A 17477-nucleotide genomic window follows, 5' to 3' on the forward strand; every position below is an offset into this window, starting at 1 on the left:
AGTTTAGAGGCGTTTCAAATGTAGAGTTCTTCCTATTTAGACTAGCTAATATCTATGGCTAAATTTTGAACCTCCCCAGATTTTAAGACTGATCCCGTTTCAAATGTAGAGTTCTTCCTATTTAGACTAGCTAATATCTATGGCTAAATTTTGAACCTCCCCAGATTTTAAGACTGATCCATTTTAAGACTGATCCCTGATCCAGGATAACTGAATGATTTTTTTTGAAAATAAATAAAAAATTAGTTAAAAGCAAAAGCTCGGGAACATACATAAAAAAATCCGAAGCATTTAAGCTTCGGATTTTGTTGGCCGACTAGGGCTCGAACCTAGACTCTTCTGGACCAAAACCAGACGTGTTGCCAGTTACACCATCGGCCAATTTTCCTTTTGGTTAATTACTCTACCTTAAGGTGTCACAAATGTAGGGTGACTTTCTTTTTTATGCAAGTACCAATACAAAGTTTTTTGCCTGTTTTTCTTAATTCCCTAGATTTCAGAAAGAAAAATAAAAGTGAAATTTTCAAGCCCCTTGAATCAATAACATAATGCCTATAAAATGTAGAATAGTTCCAGCCAAAACAAATATATGCCATATGGTATGAGCAAAGGCCATCTGTGGCCTAGTATAGAAAATGGTGCCCAATGTATAACTTAAACCGCCAGCCGCGATTAGTGAAAGGATTGTAGTACTTAGGTTTTTTAATAGTGGATTGATTAGAAATATTGCCATCCAGCCCATGCCCAAATAGAGGATTAGAGAAGCTTTTTTAAATCTGTGAGTAAAGTAGACCTTGAAAATAATCCCAAAGGCAGTCAGGCCCCAAATAATTCCAAAAAACACCCAGCCCAAAGTACCTCCAACTGTCAATAGTAAAAATGGAGTGTACGTACCTGCTATAAGAAAGTAGATTCCAATATGGTCAAGAGTTCTAAGCCAAGCCTTGACCTTCTCTTCTTGTACAGCATGGTAGAGTGTAGAAAAAGTGTAGAGCAGCAAAATAGAACCACCAAATAAGCTACAACTTACGATATGAATGGCGGATCCTTCTATTACAGAGAAAGTGACCAATAATGAAATGGCTACCACACTGAATAATACACCGATACCATGCGTAATGCTATTGGCAAATTCTTCCTGTAATGTTTGCTTTCTTGTCATGTTTATGTTTTTGGTAAAGATAATCAATGGAATTTTCAGATGATGTCAGTCACGAAATCGTTTGAAAATTGTGTTTTTGTTAATTTTATTTAGAAATATTGATAAAATAAAAATAAATATGCAGATTTAATGAAAATAACATCTCTTAACCCTATAATTGTTAGTAACATGACAGAAAAAAACCTAGTAAAAACTGTGCAGAGCACATTGGAAAAATTGGGAAAATTGAAATTGGATCAACAGCTTCAAGAGGAGCTTACTTGGTGTTTGGGAAGCTATGAATATGATCAGAATCCTGTTGGAGTGATTGAGAAAAGTAGCAAAGCATTAGAATTGCTCAAATCCAAGAGAGAAGAGCATGCGAGGGCTGTTTCGAAGAAACTTATCGAAGATTTGGAAAAGCTTGTCTTGAATTGAGGGATAAAAAAAGGCTTTCTCGAAAGAGAAAGCCTTTTCTGTAATAATTGTAGACTAATTACTCGCCAACAACTACAAATTTCACGTTACTTTTTACTTCTCTGTGAAGATCAACTTCAGCTTCAAATTCTCCAGCAGCTTGAACAGGTACATTGATAGATATTTTCTTTCTATCAATCTCAATACCTTGAGCAGCTAGGGCATCAGAAATTTGAAGCGTGGTTACTTTACCGAAAATCTTTCCAGATTCACCGATTTTAGCTTTGATTTCCAAAGTAGTACCTTCTAATTTAGTAGCAAGGTTTTCAGCTTCTGTTTTGATTTTTTCAGCTTTGTGAGCAGCTTGCTTAATGTTTTCAGCTAATACTCTTTTGTTAGAGCCAGTAGCCAAAACAGCGAAACCTTGAGGAATCAGGTAGTTTCTACCGTATCCAGGCTTTACATCTACAAGGTCATTCTTGTAGCCTAAACCTTTTATGTCTGTTTTAAGAATAACTTCCATTTTGATAATTTTTTAAAATTTGTAATAAATCGATCAGTGATAGATTATTTCAATCCATCTGCTACGAATGGCAATAAAGCCAAGTGCCTTGCTTTTTTAATAGCGTTAGCCACTTTTCTTTGAAACTTCGCAGAGTTACCGGTCAATCTTCTAGGAAGGATTTTACCTTGCTCATTCACAAACTTCAAAAGGAAGTTAGGATCTTTGTAGTCAATATACTTGATACCGTTCTTTTTGAATCGGCAGTATTTCTTTCTATTCTCTACTCTATTGATTGGTTCGTTTCTTAGTGTCATTAGGCTTGCTCCTCCTTAGCTTCAGCTTTTTTGTTAAATTCACCTTTTCTTCTTTTCTCAGCATAAGCCAAGCTGTGCTTGTCAAGTACTGTAGTCAAGAAACGCATTACTTTCTCGTCTCTTCTGATTTCAAGCTCAAACTTCCTGATCAAAGTTGGCTCTGACTTGAATTCAATCAGAACGTAGAAACCGGTGCTTTTTTTCTGAATTGGATAGGCCATCTTCTTAAGACCCCAATTTTCCACATTAACGATTTCTGCCCCCTCTTCTTTTAACAAGTTTACAAACTTGTCTACGGTATCCTTCATCTGAACATCAGACAAAACGGGAGTTAAAATGAATACCGTTTCATAATTTTTCTGGAACATGATTAATTTGTTTAATTAATGTTTATTTAAACAGTCCGCAAAAGTAGAGTTTTAATCCTTTTTATCCAAATTATTTGACTTCAAAACTCCCAGTTCCAATTTGATAATTGTCTGCATAGATTCTTACTTCATACTTTCCTGAAGTGTAATTGCTACCTTTTTCATAAAAGTAAGTCAAGGATTGCTTGCTGTTGTCAAAGAGAATGTCCTGATGTGTGGTGTAAAATTCCTCTCTTCCGTCGATCATAAAAGTACCCGAACCGCGGGCAATGTCAAAAATTGGTTGATTGTTTGGAGCGATGATTTGTACATAGATGTCTCTTGGTCCTTTTTGAGCTACTTTATTATCTGCTAGGTTGAAAGTGATTTTCAAGCGGTCTATTTGCCTATTTCTAAAACCATCTTCACGCTCTCTACCCCTCGAATTGACTGCTGCCACTACAATATTTTCAGCTTTAAGTCTTGCAGCGATGCTGACTTTTTCTTCAAGTTCCTCCTTTTGTAAATTAAGCTGTACTACTTTTTCTTCGATTTCAGCCTGGCTAGTTTTTAAGTCTTGGTTCTCGCTAAAAAGTTGTTGATTGACTTCTCTGAGTTTGACAATTTCTTGATCTTTTTCCTGCAACACTGCCGTGAAGCTATTGATTCTTCTATTCAAAGCTTCAATTTCTTCTGCTGAGCGTTTTTTCTCAGAGTTCCGCTCGGTGATCAGTTGTTCCCGCATTTCTTCCAAAGCTGCTACATCTCCCCCTAGTTTTTCGATTTCTTGGATCCTTAGATCCAATTGGTAGGTGATGGAATCTAACCTTCTGTTGATCTCGTTGTTGTCCTCAGACAGCAGTAAAATCTCCTCAGTTTTCTTATTTCGATCTACTGCATCGTAATAAAGTTTGATGCCACTGATGATTACGAGGATAATCAAAACAATGATGAGAATGTTTTTTCCGTTCTCAGATTTTCTAGGGTTTTCCTTTTCAAAATTGGTATTCATTGTATATATCGTAGTATTTTCGCCAAATTAATAATTTATCATGAATCTATCACTTGATCAAAGCTATTGGACTTCTCGGTATAAGCAAAATCAAATAGGTTGGGATGTGGGACAAGCCACTACTCCGATTAAGCAATATTTAGACCAAGTTGAAGACAAGTCTATTCGAATTCTCTTTCCTGGTGCAGGAAATGCATATGAAGCTATTTATGCTTGGGAAAACGGTTTCCAAAACATTCATGTTTTGGATTTTTCTATCTTTCCACTAGAAAATTTCCAAAAGCAACATCCAGATTTTCCTAATGACCAAATTCATCATCAAGATTTCTTTCAGCACGAGTATCAATATGATTTAATATTGGAGCAAACATTCTTTTGTGCTTTACCTGTGGATATACGCCAAGAATATGCGATAAAGATGCATGACTCGCTTAAGCAAGGTGGATTGTTAGTAGGAGTGATGTTCAATAGGATATTTGAACATGATGGACCTCCATTTGGAGGAACGGTAGATGAATATAAGTCCTATTTCGAAGATTATTTCGACATACTGACCATAGCACCTTGTTATAATTCTATTCCTCCAAGAGCTGGTTCTGAGATATTTATTAGATTTAGGAAGAAATAGGTTAGTATTTTAGAATATAGCTGCTTTTAGGTAGTTTGTTGTCGAAAAATAAAATGCCCGTTTCGAAGAAGTCCAAATCCATACTTACAGTAGAATGTTTTCTGAGTTCTTGCCAAGCTTGATACATGCCTTTTGACCAATGTATATCAGCTATGGCAAGGATACTTTTTTCGTGAAGATAAGGAAGGAGCAAATTGAAATAAGTCATAGTGCCTGCGGATGTGTGTGTGGCGTCTATCAAAGCAAAATCAACTGATTTGATTTTATCCAAAACTTCTGGCAAAGTTTCCTCAATCTTTCCTAAGGTGTAATTGCTATTGCTATCCGTGGGCAATTCTTGGGCTTTTCTCCACAAGGCTTCAGACCCTTCGAAAGTATGAAAATCTCCTTTAGTAGCTCTACTGAGATATCTCGCATTGATACCTGTACAGGTGCCTAGTTCCAAGACTTGATTAGCAGGGGTCAATTGGATGAAATATTGATAAAGCTGAGAGAATTTTCTCCCACTTGTGCTATGTTTGGTGACTTCTCCTGTTTTCCTTTCATTTGATTTCAGCTTCTTGGAGCCAGCGCCAAAATCCGCAATGGATAAGATGTCCTGATCTTTGAGAAGTGTTTTTCTGATTTCTTCCAAATCTAAATCAAAAGCTTTGCGCTCCTTGATAAAAGAGAGCAGCTCAGTGTAGATTTTATAGATAGCAGGAGACTGTAATGAGTACTGATCCTCATGATACAGCCAATATTTGATGTAAGAAAAAAAAGGATAGATATGCTGCTTCAAATCAATTGTCGAAGATTTGGGAGATTAATTGGAATTCTGGTATCATCACCTCAAATAGTTTACCATCCATTATTTTTTCCATTATGTAGGCACCACGCATCTTTCCTAGCCCAGACTTAAGGTTACAACCTGAGATATACTCGTGAGTTTGACCAGGCTCTAATATAGGTTGCTGACCTACTACACCATCGCCCTCTACAATCTTGATCGCATCGCCAGCATCAAAAATTTCCCACTTTCTTCTCAACAATTGTATGGTATGGGCACTGTTGTTTTCTATATTTACCTTGTAGGTAAATACGAAGTGTTGCTGATGTGGACTGGAGAACTCTGGCTGATAAGTAGCTTCTACGGTGACTTTGACTCCTTCTGTGATGGCACTGACCATAATTGATTTGGTTTGATAACCTACGGAAAACAAATCTATAGTATTCTAATTAAAACGCAACGAAAAAATCACCATAATGGATGTAAAAATTGAAGCAAGTTGGAAATCAGTTTTGAGTGAAGAATTTGGCAAACCTTATTTCATCAAACTTTCAGAATTTGTCAGATCTGAGTATGCCTCTCAACAAATTTTCCCAAAGGGAAAAGAGATTTTCATTGCATTTGATCATTGTCCTTTTGACCAAGTGAAGGTAGTGATACTGGGGCAAGATCCCTATCATGGGCCAGGTCAGGCGCATGGTTTGTCCTTTTCTGTCAGACCTGGGGTGCCATTTCCTCCAAGTTTGCTGAACATTTTCAAAGAGATCAACAAAGACTTAGATCAACCTATTCCATCCAATGGAGATTTGACTCGTTGGGCAGATCAAGGAGTCTTGCTCCTGAATGCAACACTTACAGTTAGGGCTCATCAGGCGGGTTCTCATCAAAAGCAAGGATGGGAAACTTTCACAGATGCTGTGATTAGGAAGTTGGTAGAAAAAAAATCAAATGTGGTATTTATGCTTTGGGGAGCCTATGCCCAAAAAAAGGCCGCTTTTATTGATGAAAGTAAGCATCTCAAACTGCATGCACCACATCCTAGTCCTCTTTCCGCCCATAGAGGGTTTTTAGGTTGCGGACACTTTTCCAAAGCAAATACATACTTGGAAGAAAATGGTTTATCAACGATCAAATGGTAAAGCTTTCAATCAAGCATCCTAGCCACCATGATACCTGTCTGGGATTTGTTGTTTTGAATGTAATCTGCGAGTGGCACAGCTGTGATTTCTACCTGCATGCTGCGTGTGCTGGCATGCAGCAAGTGAATTCTGCCTGCCTTTTCTATTGCAAAGCCCACATGGACAATATCAAGATTGTTTAAAGAGGAAGTAATAGCTATCAGATCTCCAGATTTGATGTTGGATTCATGTTTCTTGATGTCAGATTTTGGGATGTAATGATAGGTTCTATTTGCAATTTGGGTTTCTATAGATTTGATGTCATTGACAAAAATGGGAGAACTCAGTTGCGGATAATATTGTGGGTTTTCTGACATGAAGCTGGGCTGATTGGTATAAGTTTGTCCACCAATTTCAGCAGTGATATCTTTGATGATCCCTTTTTGTTCGTTTTCATAAAGCCAATCTGAGAAATAATGTAATCTAGATGGGTATTCTCCGAGTATACCATTTCGATACCTGATTTTCTCTAATTCTTTTTCATAGCTTTCAAAAGTGATTTGACCTTTCTTGACAATGCTTGAAAGACCAATCACAGTTTCTAAATATGTAGTACAATCAAGTCCAACTAGGTTAATCACCAATTTTTCATCACCAGGTATTTCCAGTGTTTTTTCTACATAAGGAGTACCTAGCATCCAGCTTCCTATGATGATGTTCAGTTCAATAGGACTGTGTTTTTCTTTTTCTAATAGTGAAGCTTTCTCTAAATATCCATCTAGTTTCTGCCTGCTTTCAAGCGTGCAGATGGTTTGAGCTATTAGCAAATTGGGAAAGAGTAATAAGAAGAACAAAAGCTTATGCATAGCTAGAAACGGCATCAGGTTACATATTTGAAAGCGAATATTCATCATATAAAAGTACTAAAATTAAGGCACAAGGAGTAAGCCAAAAAATAAAGCCAGTCGAATTCAATTTTCGACTGGCTTTAATTAATGATGAAAGTATTTATTTAATACCATTGAAGAATCTCTCCCAGCGGATTTTGCTGAACATTGATTTGTGTTTATCAAGTGATAGCCATAGGAACCATGCTTTTCCTACTATATGATCTTCAGGTACAAAACCCCAATACCTAGAGTCAAGGGAATCGTGTCTATTGTCACCCATCATGAAGTAATAGTTCTGTTTGAATGTATATTCAGTGACTTCTTGACCGTCAATATAGAGTTTGTTGTTTTTGATTTCTAGGTTTTTGTGACCTTCATACTTTTCAATTGTGAATGCATATTTGGCCATATTCTCTTCATCCATAGAAATTGTAAAACCTTCACCTGGGATTTCTAGGGGACCCCAATGGTCTCTGTTCCATCCAAAGTAAGCACCATCAGGGAAAACCATAGATTCACCCATATCTGCTCTTTCAAATCTAGGGTTTACTGAGCCAATAGCAGGTGAGTTTTCTAGTTTTTTGGCGTCTTCTTCAGTAGCCTTCACCATATATCCAACACCATTAGAAAAAGGCATATAGTTATCTCTACTGATACCATAATCTTCAAAGAAATCAGGTGAGAGATTTCTTTCTGTCAAAACATCATATGAAAACTGCATCTTTGGAGGGTTTTCAGTCTCCTGACCGTTGATGTAGACTTGTCCACTTTTGATTTCCAAGATATCACCAGGGACAGCTACGGCTCTTTTTATGTAATTGGTCTTGAGGTCTACAGGGTATTCATATTCAGCAGGATAGTTGAATACAACCACATCATTTCTTTTGACAGAAGTGAAGCCAGGTAGTCGATAGTAAGGAAGTTCTATCCAGTCTAGGTATGACTTGATTTCTGTTCCCCAGATTTTTTGGTGGGTGAGGGGCATTTGCAGAGGTGTCTTTGGAATTCTCGTTCCATAGTGCATTTTACTTACAAAAAGGAAGTCACCTATCAAAAGGGATTTTTCCATGGATCCCGTAGGAATTGTAAATGGCTCAAGTAACAGCCATCGGATCAAACTCGCTGCAATGACTGCAAACACCAATGCATCAACCCACTCTCTGGCTGCTGATTTTTTCTTTTTTTCTCTAGTCATAGGTTTCAAAAATATTAGAAAGATAGGAAATCATCCATAGATAGCACACCTTTTTTGTCTTTAATCCACTCGGCTACCAAGACCGCGCCAAGTGCAAAGCCCTGGCGGCTATGGGCAGTATGGCTGATCTCAATATCATCGATAGCAGACTGATAGCGAATGATATGTGTACCTGGAGCAGGATCAATTCGCTTGGCTGTGATAGGAAGCACCTGTTCGTCAGCGTTCACTTCTTCGGACAGTTTCCAGGTTTTTAAATGTGTGATATTCTCCAATATTCCTTCCGCCAGGGTAATAGCAGTTCCACTTGGCGCATCTTTTTTCTCGGTATGATGTACTTCTTCCATGCTGACTTTATAGTCATTTTGATCTCCCATCAGTTTGGCAAGATATTGATTGACTTTAAAGAATACATTCACCCCAATAGAATAATTGGATGCATAGAAAAAGGCTCCGCCATATTTTAGTGTCATTTCATCCAATTCAGGTTTCTGTGCTAGCCAGCCTGTGGTGCCGGATACGATCGGAATTTCTTTGCTTATCGCCCACTTGATGTTCTCTACAGCGGCTTCTGGTTGAGAAAATTCAATGGCTACATCAATTTCAGCTGGATTAAGTTGATCCAACTCGTGCCGGTTGTCAATATTGATTTTTGCAACTATGGAGTGGCCTAGGGATTCAGCGATTTCGCTGATGATTTTGCCCATTTTGCCATAGCCAAGGATAATTATATTCATTATTTAGAAATTAAGCTTCAATGATAATCCTACCACATTCCTTCCTGCGAAAAGAGTTTGGTAAGAGGGTTCAAATTTCATACTGATATCATCACTAATGTCAAATCCTGATAAGTGGGCATCTACTTGAGCATCTACTATATTGAGAACATAGATGGCTGCAAATACGATAAAGTTCAGGTCTCTATTTCTTCTCCAGAAGTCTACATTTCGGACTAATGCATCTCGATTGAGATTGGGGAAGCTTTCACTTTGCCCATTTTGATCAAAGAACCGGAGTTCATTTCTGAAAAGTTGGTATCTTCTGTTATTGAATTCTATGAAATAGAGATTGGTCACAAATCCTCCATAAATGATCGGAAGCTTCCAAACTTTTTCATTGTAAACCTGACCTGCTCCTGGAAGCACAGCAGAAAGTATGGTGGCTAGTTTGGGATCCTTTGGAAGTTTTTCATTGAGTTCAATATTGACTGTATCCCTTTCAGATTGACCAAAAGCAGTAATATTTGAACAGGCCAATAAAACAAAAACAGCAATGGTTCTCAAGAGCACCATTGCCAAGCTTTTGGTCTTTTCCCTGGGGGTATATTGAATTGGTTTCACCTGATTAGATAATCTCCAATATTTCTAGGATTCTATTGAGGTCAGAAGCCGAATGAAAAGGGATTTTAATTTCACCTTTGTTTTTATCATTGGCCTTGAGTTGTACTTTGGATCCAAAGTGATTGGCTAATCTTTGCTGGATCTTGCCAATTTCATATTTCCTTACTGGATCTAAGGAAGTTTCTTTCTTGGACTCAGAAGCTTCTTCTTGATTATTAAGTGCCTTGACCAATGCCTCAACTTTTCTCACGCTCAACTCTTCGGCTACAGTCTTCTTGAAAATGGCCAATTGCTTGTCAATATCTTCAATGTTGATCAAAGCTCTCGCATGCCCCATACTGATCACTTGATCCCTGATGCCAGCTTGAATGTCTGGAGGTAATTTCAGCAACCTGAGGTAATTGTTGACTGTAGTTCTGTTTTTGCCAACTCTATCTCCAAGCTCTTCTTGTTTCAAATCACACTCTGCCAACAAGCGCTGATAGGAATGTGCGATTTCGAGTGCATTCAAGTTTTCTCTCTGAATATTTTCAATCAAAGCCATTTCCAGCATTTGCTGGTCATTGGCTGTGCGCACATAGGCAGGGATTTTATCTAAACCAGCAAGTTTTGAGGCTTGAAATCTCCTTTCTCCAGATATTAGCTGATATTCATTATCTGCCAGTTTTCTAACTGTAATAGGTTGAATAATTCCTTGTACAATAATGGAATCAGATAATTCTTGAAGGGCGTCTTTGTCAAAATATGTTCTTGGCTGATATGGGTTGACCTGTATTTCAGTGATTGGAATTTCATAGATCCCAGCTGTACTCTGAGCAGGAATCAGATCTTGTTTTTGGTTTTTTTGGGGTGAGTCTTGCAATAAAGCTCCCAAACCTCTTCCCAATGCATTCTTCTTCTGTGGTTTTTTATCAGCCATATTGCTTTATCAATTTACTTTTTCCATTCCGTTTTTCGCAGCAATCTCACTGGCTAGGTTAAGGTAAGCCATGGCTCCTTTACCCTCTGCATCAAATGCAATCACTGGTAAGCCAAAGCTCGGTGATTCGCTCAATCTTACGTTTCTTGGTATGATAGTTTCAAATACCAAACCTTTGAAATGCATGCGAACCTCGTCAACTACCTGGTTGGAAAGCCTTAATCTGACATCATACATGGTCAGTAAAATACCTTCTATTTCCAGATCCGGATTAAGTCTGGTCTGAATGATTTTAATGGTATTCAATAATTTACCGAGACCTTCCAAAGCAAAGTATTCACATTGCACAGGAATGATGACAGAATTTGCTGCAGTGAGGGCATTGATTGTGATCAGGCCAAGGGATGGAGAACAATCAATGATGATGAAGTCATAGTTATCCTTTACTTTGGCGATGACAGACTTCATCTTTTCTTCTCTATTTTCAAGATTGATCATCTCTACTTCAGCACCTACAAGGTCAATATGAGAAGGCACTAAGTCTAGGTGTTCTAGATCAGTTTTGATAATGATAGAAGCGATATCAATCCCATCTACCATACATTCATAGATACTTGTTTCGATCTCTTTTGGATCCTGTCCCAAACCTGAAGTGGTGTTTGCCTGTGGATCGGCATCAATCACCAATGTTTTAAATTCCAAGACCGCCAAACTGGCAGCGAGGTTCATTGCGGTGGTAGTTTTACCGACTCCACCCTTTTGGTTTGCTATAGCAATTACTTTTCCCATTATTTAGGTTCAAAGGGTAATAGATTCTCCAATATTAAGCAAAATCAACTCTTTTCCGGCTTCAAATGCAGATTTTTTTGCAGCTTCAAGGTCTATCTGAATGTAAGGAAAGGTGTCATAATGCATGCCGATGATTTTGTTAGTACCCACAAAGTCAGCAGCTTTGATTGCATCTGCTATTCCCATGGTGAAGTTGTCACCAATAGGAAGAAAGGCAAAATCCACCTTAAATTCCTCTCCAATCAATTTCATATCATAAGTCAAGGCAGTATCCCCAGCATAATAAAAGCACCCTCCTTCGTGGCTGACTACAAATCCTCCCGGCTGTCCACCAGAGCTTCCGTCAGGTAAAGTACTGCTATGTACAGCATTGACATACTTGATTTTCCCAAAATCCAAAGCCTTAGATCCACCATGATTCATCGGGTGAAATTTATCTACCCCTTTTTTTGCAAACCAACTCGCTACTTCAAAGTTGGAAATCAACAAGGCATTAGAGTTTTTGGTGATCTTTTCAGCATCGGCCACATGGTCTTCATGGCCATGACTCAAAAGTACAAAATCAGCTCTCAAAGCATCTACATCTATTGAGGAAGCTTCTGGATTTGGGCTGATAAAGGGATCAAATAGCACGTTTTGATCTTTGATTTTGACCAAAAAAGACGAATGTCCAAAGTATGTAATTTCGATCATCGTATTTGTTTTTGTGTTATCGGCTTCCTACAAATATATCATTTATATTTTTACGCTGAATATTTTGTTTTCCACATCAAATTGTGGATAGTGATAACGTTTTGATAATGAAATATCTACCAAATTCTTTGGCCATTTGTACCAAAAGTCGAAATCCTAATAGATTCAAGATTAAGCAAATAAAAAAGGAAGCTGAAAACAACTTCCCTTTTAAAATTAGTCTTTACCAACTTTTACTTTTTCGCGAAAATTATAAACCGTAATATACAACCTTGATATAGCGTAACACCTATTAATATCTAGTATCAATCAATATTAAACTTTTTCAAAAGCATGGTTTATTAACTTCGATTTCAGCAATACCTAAACGTAGGAGTCCAATTTGAAAGTTATTATTTCTTCTTCTTATTAGCCTCTGCTGCTTTCATTGCATCTTCAAGTTTCTGTTGGAACTTAGATTTCTTTTTATTCGCATTCTTGATTTTGCTAGCTTCGATTTTTTCTCTGATTTTTTTATCATCTACAAATAGCTTGATCAATGCCTGCTGACCAAATGTCACCATGTTAGATACAAAGTAATAGAAACTCAATGCAGCAGGGTAGGAGTTTAGAATAAACATAAAGCCAATAGGCATAATGTATCCCAAGTTCTTCATAGGTCCTTGAGCTGCTGTCAATTGATTATTGAAGTGTGTGTAAGCGATCTGCGACACTGTCATCAAAAGCGTGAATAAAGAGATATGCGCTCCATAGAATGGTATCGTAAATGGTAATTTGATAAATGCATCATAAGTCGATAAATCATGAGCCCAAAGGAAGGATTCTTGTCTCATCTCGATGGAATTCGGGAAGAAAAAGAACATCGCAAATAAGAATGGCATCTGAAGCAACATAGGTAGACAGCCTGAAATAGGGCTGACGCCTAATTGACCAAAAAGCTTCATCTGTTCTTGCTGCTGCTTGGTAGGGTCGTCTTTGTATTTTTCTTTAAGCTCATCAATCTCTGGCTTGATTACCCGCATCTTGGCCATCCCTACATAGGATTTGTAAGTAAGTGGGAATAGGAAACCTTTGATGATCAATACCACCAAAATGATGATGATGCCGTAGTTGCTGAAGTATTTTTCTAAGAACTGGAAAAGGTTTACAATGATGTACTTATTTACCCAGCTTACGAAGACATAGCCCATGTCTACATTTTCTTCAAAACCAGCTGTAATGCTTTTTAGGACTTTGAAGTTATTTGGTCCGAAGTAATAACTCAAACCTGCTTGACCATTTTCCAATGGCAGGGAGATGCTGGCTTTTAAGTTTTTGACTGAAAGGGTGTCTTTAGGAGTAACCTGCTCTAGGTTGGCTGAATTAAATTGATTGGCAGCAATGATTCCTGAAGTGAAAAATCGCTGACTAAAACCTATCCACTTCAATGGCTCTGATACTTGCTCACTTGCCATTTCCTTGGTCAAGCTGAGGTAATCGTGCTTTCCAGTAGATTTGTAAAAGTTAATATTAGTTTTTCTTCTTGATTCTTCTATGTCTTCTTCATGCTTTTTCAGACGATCATCCCAAAGGATATTCACATTTGAATCTACCAATTGGCTACCAAAACCTGAAAGCTCCAAGTTTTTGTCTACCAAATAACTTCCAGCTGCCAAGGTGTATGTTCTTTTGATCGTAGCTGAGCCAGTTTGAGCGGTAAATTCTACAAATGAAACCTCTCCAGCTTCAGTTGCTCTCGTACCTGTATTGGCATTGAAAAAGAATTCATTCAGGCTCAATGGACCTTTCGTCGTATTGATTTCATAAGAAATATCCGAACTATTTTCGTCCAAAAGAACCAGCGCTGTTTTGTCCCAAGAATCAAACTCCTTTAATATCACCTGAGTGATTTCAGCACCTTTGGTGGAGAAAGTGACAATCATCTTGTCATTTTCTAAAGTAACTTCTGAAGCTTTCCCTCTTGTCAAAGGAGCAAAAACGCCAAATTGAACTTGAGCTCTTAAGTCTTGAAGGCTATCAGGTTCTTCCAAAACAAGGTCTAAGCTTTCACTGCTTTGTGGTTCTTGAACATTGGAAACTACCTCGCCGGTAGGTTCTTGTACTTGCGGCTCAGGAGTACTGGCGAAGAAAATCGAATACACCAGAATGACTGCGGCGAAAAGGATCAAACCTGTCGCTTGATTTCTATCCATAATTTTATTTTAAACTGTCTATTCAAAATCAAAGGTAACACAAAAGGCTTTTGAGAAGCTTCCTTTGTATTACCGTTCAAATTTGTGGCAAATATAGAAGTATTATTTGGTCTTTTTGTTTTCGATCGTCGCTTTGATGAATCTGACGAACAATGGGTGAGGGGTGAGCACGGTACTTTTGTACTCAGGGTGAAACTGCGCGCCTAGGAACCAAGGGTGGTTTTTGATCTCCATAATTTCTACCAAACCTGTCTCAGGGTTAATGCCCGAAGGTATCATGCCATTTGCCTCAAACTGCTTGATATAGGCATTGTTGAATTCATATCTATGTCTATGGCGCTCGTTGATCTTGGCTTTTCCATAGGCTTGATATGCCTTGCTACCTTTTTTCAATTCACATGGATAAGATCCCAATCTCATAGTTCCACCCATCTGCTCAATATTTTTCTGATCTTCCATCAATCCAATCACTGGATCAGGTGTATTAGGATCCATCTCAGTACTGTTGGCTTTGGGAAGTCCTACTACATTTCTGGCAAACTCAATGACCGCTACCTGCATACCAAGACAAATCCCAAAGAATGGAATATTATTCTCTCTGACGTAACGCACTGCTTCTATTTTCCCTTCCAAGCCACGCTCACCGAAGCCAGGTGCGACAACCACACCATCGAGTTCTTCAAGTTTCTTTGGAATAGCATCAGCATAGAGTTCTTCCGAGGAAATCAGTTTCAAGTTTACCTTACACTCAGATGCTGCACCAGCATGAACAAAAGCTTCAATAATGGATTTATAAGAATCTGGTAGTGAGACATATTTGCCTACTAACCCAATATTTACTTCTTGTGTTGGATTCTTAAGCCTTCCTAAGAAATCCTTCCATTGCTCAAGGTCAGTGTTGGTTTTGGAAGTGAGCTTCAACTTGCTCATCACACGCTCGTCAAGCTTTTCTTTTTTCATCAACAAAGGCACATCATAGATAGTCTCTGCATCCATAGCTTCGATGACACAATTCAACTGCACATTGCAGAACAGAGCAAGTTTCTTTTTCACCTCCATAGGCAGGTGATGCTCAGTACGGCAGACCAATATATCAGGCTGAATACCTGCTTCGAGCAATTGTTTGACGGAGTGTTGAGTAGGTTTGGTTTTGAGTTCTTTGGCAGCAGCTAGGAAAGGTATCAAGGTGAGGTGGATGACCAAAAAGTTGTTTTGACCGATGTCCCACTTGACCTGTCTGACGGCTTCTATAAAAGGCAAGGATTCAATATCACCTACACAGCCACCGATCTCAGTGATGATGACATCAAATTTGCCATCTTCTCCCAATTTCAAAAAATTCCTTTTGATCTCGTCAGTGATATGTGGGATTACTTGTACGGTTTTGCCCAAGTATTCACCTTTTCTCTCTTTGGTAATGACATTATTATAGATACGCCCAGTAGTGACGTTGTTGGCTTGGGATGTAGGTGTATCTAGGAATCGCTCGTAGTGCCCCAGATCAAGGTCAGTCTCAGCACCATCTTCAGTGACATAGCATTCGCCATGTTCATAAGGATTGAGCGTCCCAGGATCAATGTTCAGGTATGGGTCAAACTTTTGGATGGTGACATTGAAGCCTCTAGCTTGAAGTAATTTGGCCAGAGAAGCTGCGATGATGCCCTTTCCGAGTGAAGAGGTCACGCCTCCAGTGATAAAGATGTACTTGGTGGATGATGCCATAAGAATAGTGCGGATGTGATTTTATTTTGATTCCTATGGGATACAAAGGTAGGAAAATATTCCGTTAAGGTGCGGAAGTGATGAAAAATTGGAGAAGAAAATTGGGCTATCGTCCAAAAAAGATAAAATGAAGTTGAATTGGATTTAAGGTCAATCGATTATCAAACCTGATGTCTGAGCTTGAAAACCACCCATTCCGATTTGTGTATCAAAAATGTTTACTTGTGATTCACTTTTGGTGATATCGTTCGCAGATACCTTGAGTACTACTATACCATTAACTGTTCTTGTTGTTCCGTTTGCTGTAAAGGAAAATTCAAAGGGGCGATCGGAGGAGCTTACGTTTACAATTTTGCTCCAAGTATTTGAATTAGAATGTATTTGCTCGAAAATTGTTTCGCCTTTTTCATTAGTGTAAGAAACAGTAATAGATGGAGTATTCCCAGCAGGTATAAGGAAAAAACTATTGGTGCTGATTTCATACTTTAATTTTAGACTTGGATTAAGATCATTTTTTTCTCCACATGATGAAAAAAAAACAATAGTAGAAGAACAGGGATAAAGTAGATTTTTGTCATGTGTTAATTTTGAAATTCGTAAATTGATGTATTTCGTCTTGCCTCCTAATGTATAAGTTATTTTTTGATTTTTGTAAAAATTGAAATTTTTTTGTTTTGTAAATTCGTTTTGATTTGATCGTACCAAAAGTCACCAAGATCTCCTCCTATTATCGCTACCTTCACCTCTATGAAGACACTCGGTATGATCGGTGGAACCTCTTGGCATTCTACCATAGAATATTATAAACTGATCAATGAACTCGTGGGTGAGGTGATTGGTGCGGATCAGAATCCTCCTTTGATTCTTTATAGCATTAATATACAGCTGATGCGGGAGCAAAACAAAGAAAAAATCATAGCCAAATACCTTGATATAGCACAAAAACTCGAGCAAGCAGGGGCGGAGGCCATCATTATTTGTGCGAATACGCCGCATATGGTCTATGAAGCTGTGCAGCCACTAATCAACATCCCGATTTTGCACATCGCAGCAGCCATTGGTAAAGAGGCTCAAAAGCATGGGCTAAGTACTCTTGGGTTGCTTGGGAATAAACCCACCATGACGGGAGATTTTATTCCAGGATTCCTGAAAGAGCATTTTGGCATCGAAACCATCATACCCGCATCAGCATATTTGGATCAATCCCATGATTATGTTTCCAAAGAATTGACACTAGGGAAATTCACAAAAGAGGCAAAGGATTTTTATAAAAACCAAATGTCCTTATTGGCACAAAGAGGTGCGGAAGGAATGATTATGGGTTGTACAGAATTGCCCCTTCTGATCAAGCAAGAGGAGACTGCTTTCCCCCTGATCACCACAACTCAACTTCATGCCCAAATGGCCGCTGATTTTATTTTGGGTAAGGTGTGACGAGTTACTTGAATAGCGACATGGAGAAATAATTGAATTGGTTAGTGTCACT

21 protein-coding genes and 1 tRNA gene are annotated in these 17477 nt (G+C 38.3%); 4 read left to right on the forward strand and 18 right to left on the reverse strand.

Annotated features, from left to right (window positions below):
* Positions 1-308: 308 nt before the first annotated feature.
* Together CHB66_RS07220 and trhA are read right to left on the reverse strand one after the other, a co-directional pair.
* Positions 309-381, reverse strand: a tRNA-Gln gene (locus CHB66_RS07220).
* A gap of 142 nt (positions 382-523) precedes the next feature.
* Complete coding sequence (gene trhA / locus CHB66_RS07225) at positions 524-1162, reverse strand: PAQR family membrane homeostasis protein TrhA (protein ID WP_089239487.1); 639 nt, start codon at positions 1160-1162, stop codon at positions 524-526.
* Positions 1163-1330: 168 nt separating this feature from the next.
* Here trhA and CHB66_RS07230 point away from each other — a divergent pair, with 168 nt between their 5' ends.
* Positions 1331-1579, forward strand: coding sequence for a hypothetical protein (locus CHB66_RS07230; RefSeq protein ID WP_089239489.1), 249 nt, complete (start codon positions 1331-1333; stop codon positions 1577-1579).
* Between the two features lie 58 nt (positions 1580-1637).
* On the opposite strand, the gene rplI is transcribed toward CHB66_RS07230, so the two are convergent.
* From rplI to CHB66_RS07250, 4 genes are all read right to left on the reverse strand, one after another.
* Positions 1638-2081 carry a 50S ribosomal protein L9 gene (gene rplI / locus CHB66_RS07235; protein ID WP_089239491.1) on the reverse strand — a complete coding sequence of 148 codons (444 nt, stop codon included), beginning with the start codon at positions 2079-2081 and terminating at the stop codon, positions 1638-1640.
* A gap of 44 nt (positions 2082-2125) precedes the next feature.
* Positions 2126-2377: a 30S ribosomal protein S18 gene (gene rpsR / locus CHB66_RS07240; RefSeq protein WP_014773610.1), complete on the reverse strand. Its 252-nt coding sequence runs from the start codon at positions 2375-2377 to the stop codon at positions 2126-2128.
* Positions 2377-2745: a 30S ribosomal protein S6 gene (gene rpsF, locus CHB66_RS07245; RefSeq protein ID WP_089239493.1), complete on the reverse strand. Its 369-nt coding sequence runs from the start codon at positions 2743-2745 to the stop codon at positions 2377-2379. Before rpsF ends, rpsR begins: the two co-directional genes overlap by 1 nt.
* A 70-nt stretch (positions 2746-2815) precedes the next feature.
* Positions 2816-3736, reverse strand: a complete 921-nt coding sequence (locus CHB66_RS07250) for a hypothetical protein (RefSeq protein ID WP_089239495.1) — start codon at positions 3734-3736, stop codon at positions 2816-2818.
* Positions 3737-3776: 40 nt separating this feature from the next.
* Here CHB66_RS07250 and CHB66_RS07255 point away from each other — a divergent pair, with 40 nt between their 5' ends.
* On the forward strand, positions 3777-4364 hold the full coding sequence (locus CHB66_RS07255) for a class I SAM-dependent methyltransferase (RefSeq protein WP_089239497.1): 588 nt from the start codon (positions 3777-3779) through the stop codon (positions 4362-4364).
* A 1-nt stretch (position 4365) separates the two neighbouring features.
* Here CHB66_RS07255 and CHB66_RS07260 read toward each other — a convergent pair whose 3' ends face one another.
* Together CHB66_RS07260 and apaG are read right to left on the reverse strand one after the other, a co-directional pair.
* Positions 4366-5145 carry a class I SAM-dependent methyltransferase gene (locus tag CHB66_RS07260; RefSeq protein ID WP_089239499.1) on the reverse strand — a complete coding sequence of 260 codons (780 nt, stop codon included), beginning with the start codon at positions 5143-5145 and terminating at the stop codon, positions 4366-4368.
* A gap of 1 nt (position 5146) precedes the next feature.
* Positions 5147-5533 carry a Co2+/Mg2+ efflux protein ApaG gene (apaG, locus tag CHB66_RS07265; protein ID WP_089239501.1) on the reverse strand — a complete coding sequence of 129 codons (387 nt, stop codon included), beginning with the start codon at positions 5531-5533 and terminating at the stop codon, positions 5147-5149.
* A 76-nt stretch (positions 5534-5609) separates the two neighbouring features.
* Here apaG and ung point away from each other — a divergent pair, with 76 nt between their 5' ends.
* Positions 5610-6272 carry a uracil-DNA glycosylase gene (gene ung, locus CHB66_RS07270; RefSeq protein ID WP_089239503.1) on the forward strand — a complete coding sequence of 221 codons (663 nt, stop codon included), beginning with the start codon at positions 5610-5612 and terminating at the stop codon, positions 6270-6272.
* Between the two features lie 5 nt (positions 6273-6277).
* Here the strand turns inward: ung and CHB66_RS07275 are convergent, their stop codons facing one another.
* The 10 genes from CHB66_RS07275 to CHB66_RS07320 all read right to left on the reverse strand — a co-directional run bounded on the left by CHB66_RS07275 (position 6278) and on the right by CHB66_RS07320 (position 16696).
* On the reverse strand, positions 6278-7117 hold the full coding sequence (locus CHB66_RS07275) for an N-acetylmuramoyl-L-alanine amidase-like domain-containing protein (protein WP_089239505.1): 840 nt from the start codon (positions 7115-7117) through the stop codon (positions 6278-6280).
* Positions 7118-7259: 142 nt separating this feature from the next.
* Positions 7260-8336 (reverse strand): signal peptidase I, encoded by a 1077-nt coding sequence (gene lepB / locus CHB66_RS07280; protein WP_089239507.1) that lies wholly within the window; start codon positions 8334-8336, stop codon positions 7260-7262.
* 14 nt (positions 8337-8350) lie between these two features.
* Positions 8351-9073: a 4-hydroxy-tetrahydrodipicolinate reductase gene (dapB, locus tag CHB66_RS07285; RefSeq protein WP_089239509.1), complete on the reverse strand. Its 723-nt coding sequence runs from the start codon at positions 9071-9073 to the stop codon at positions 8351-8353.
* A gap of 3 nt (positions 9074-9076) precedes the next feature.
* Entirely contained in the window at positions 9077-9676 is a 600-nt protein-coding gene (locus CHB66_RS07290) for a DUF5683 domain-containing protein (RefSeq protein ID WP_317045588.1), read from the reverse strand.
* Positions 9677-9680: 4 nt separating this feature from the next.
* A complete protein-coding gene (locus tag CHB66_RS07295) occupies positions 9681-10595 on the reverse strand; it encodes a ParB/RepB/Spo0J family partition protein (RefSeq protein WP_089239511.1) in 915 nt (304 codons plus the stop codon).
* 9 nt (positions 10596-10604) lie between these two features.
* A complete protein-coding gene (locus CHB66_RS07300; RefSeq protein WP_089239513.1) occupies positions 10605-11384 on the reverse strand; it encodes a ParA family protein in 780 nt (259 codons plus the stop codon).
* A gap of 9 nt (positions 11385-11393) precedes the next feature.
* Positions 11394-12077 carry a metal-dependent hydrolase gene (locus tag CHB66_RS07305; RefSeq protein WP_170932452.1) on the reverse strand — a complete coding sequence of 228 codons (684 nt, stop codon included), beginning with the start codon at positions 12075-12077 and terminating at the stop codon, positions 11394-11396.
* Between the two features lie 392 nt (positions 12078-12469).
* A complete protein-coding gene (gene yidC, locus CHB66_RS07310; RefSeq protein WP_089239515.1) occupies positions 12470-14269 on the reverse strand; it encodes a membrane protein insertase YidC in 1800 nt (599 codons plus the stop codon).
* Between the two features lie 102 nt (positions 14270-14371).
* Positions 14372-15991 (reverse strand): CTP synthase, encoded by a 1620-nt coding sequence (locus tag CHB66_RS07315; protein ID WP_089239517.1) that lies wholly within the window; start codon positions 15989-15991, stop codon positions 14372-14374.
* A gap of 150 nt (positions 15992-16141) precedes the next feature.
* Positions 16142-16696: a hypothetical protein gene (locus tag CHB66_RS07320; protein WP_089239519.1), complete on the reverse strand. Its 555-nt coding sequence runs from the start codon at positions 16694-16696 to the stop codon at positions 16142-16144.
* Positions 16697-16738: 42 nt separating this feature from the next.
* On the opposite strand from CHB66_RS07320, the gene CHB66_RS07325 reads away from it, so the two are divergent.
* Positions 16739-17425, forward strand: coding sequence for an aspartate/glutamate racemase family protein (locus CHB66_RS07325; RefSeq protein ID WP_089239521.1), 687 nt, complete (start codon positions 16739-16741; stop codon positions 17423-17425).
* The last annotated feature ends 52 nt before the right edge of the window (positions 17426-17477 follow it).

Source organism: Belliella buryatensis, assembly GCF_900188245.1.
Taxonomy (GTDB): domain Bacteria; phylum Bacteroidota; class Bacteroidia; order Cytophagales; family Cyclobacteriaceae; genus Belliella; species Belliella buryatensis.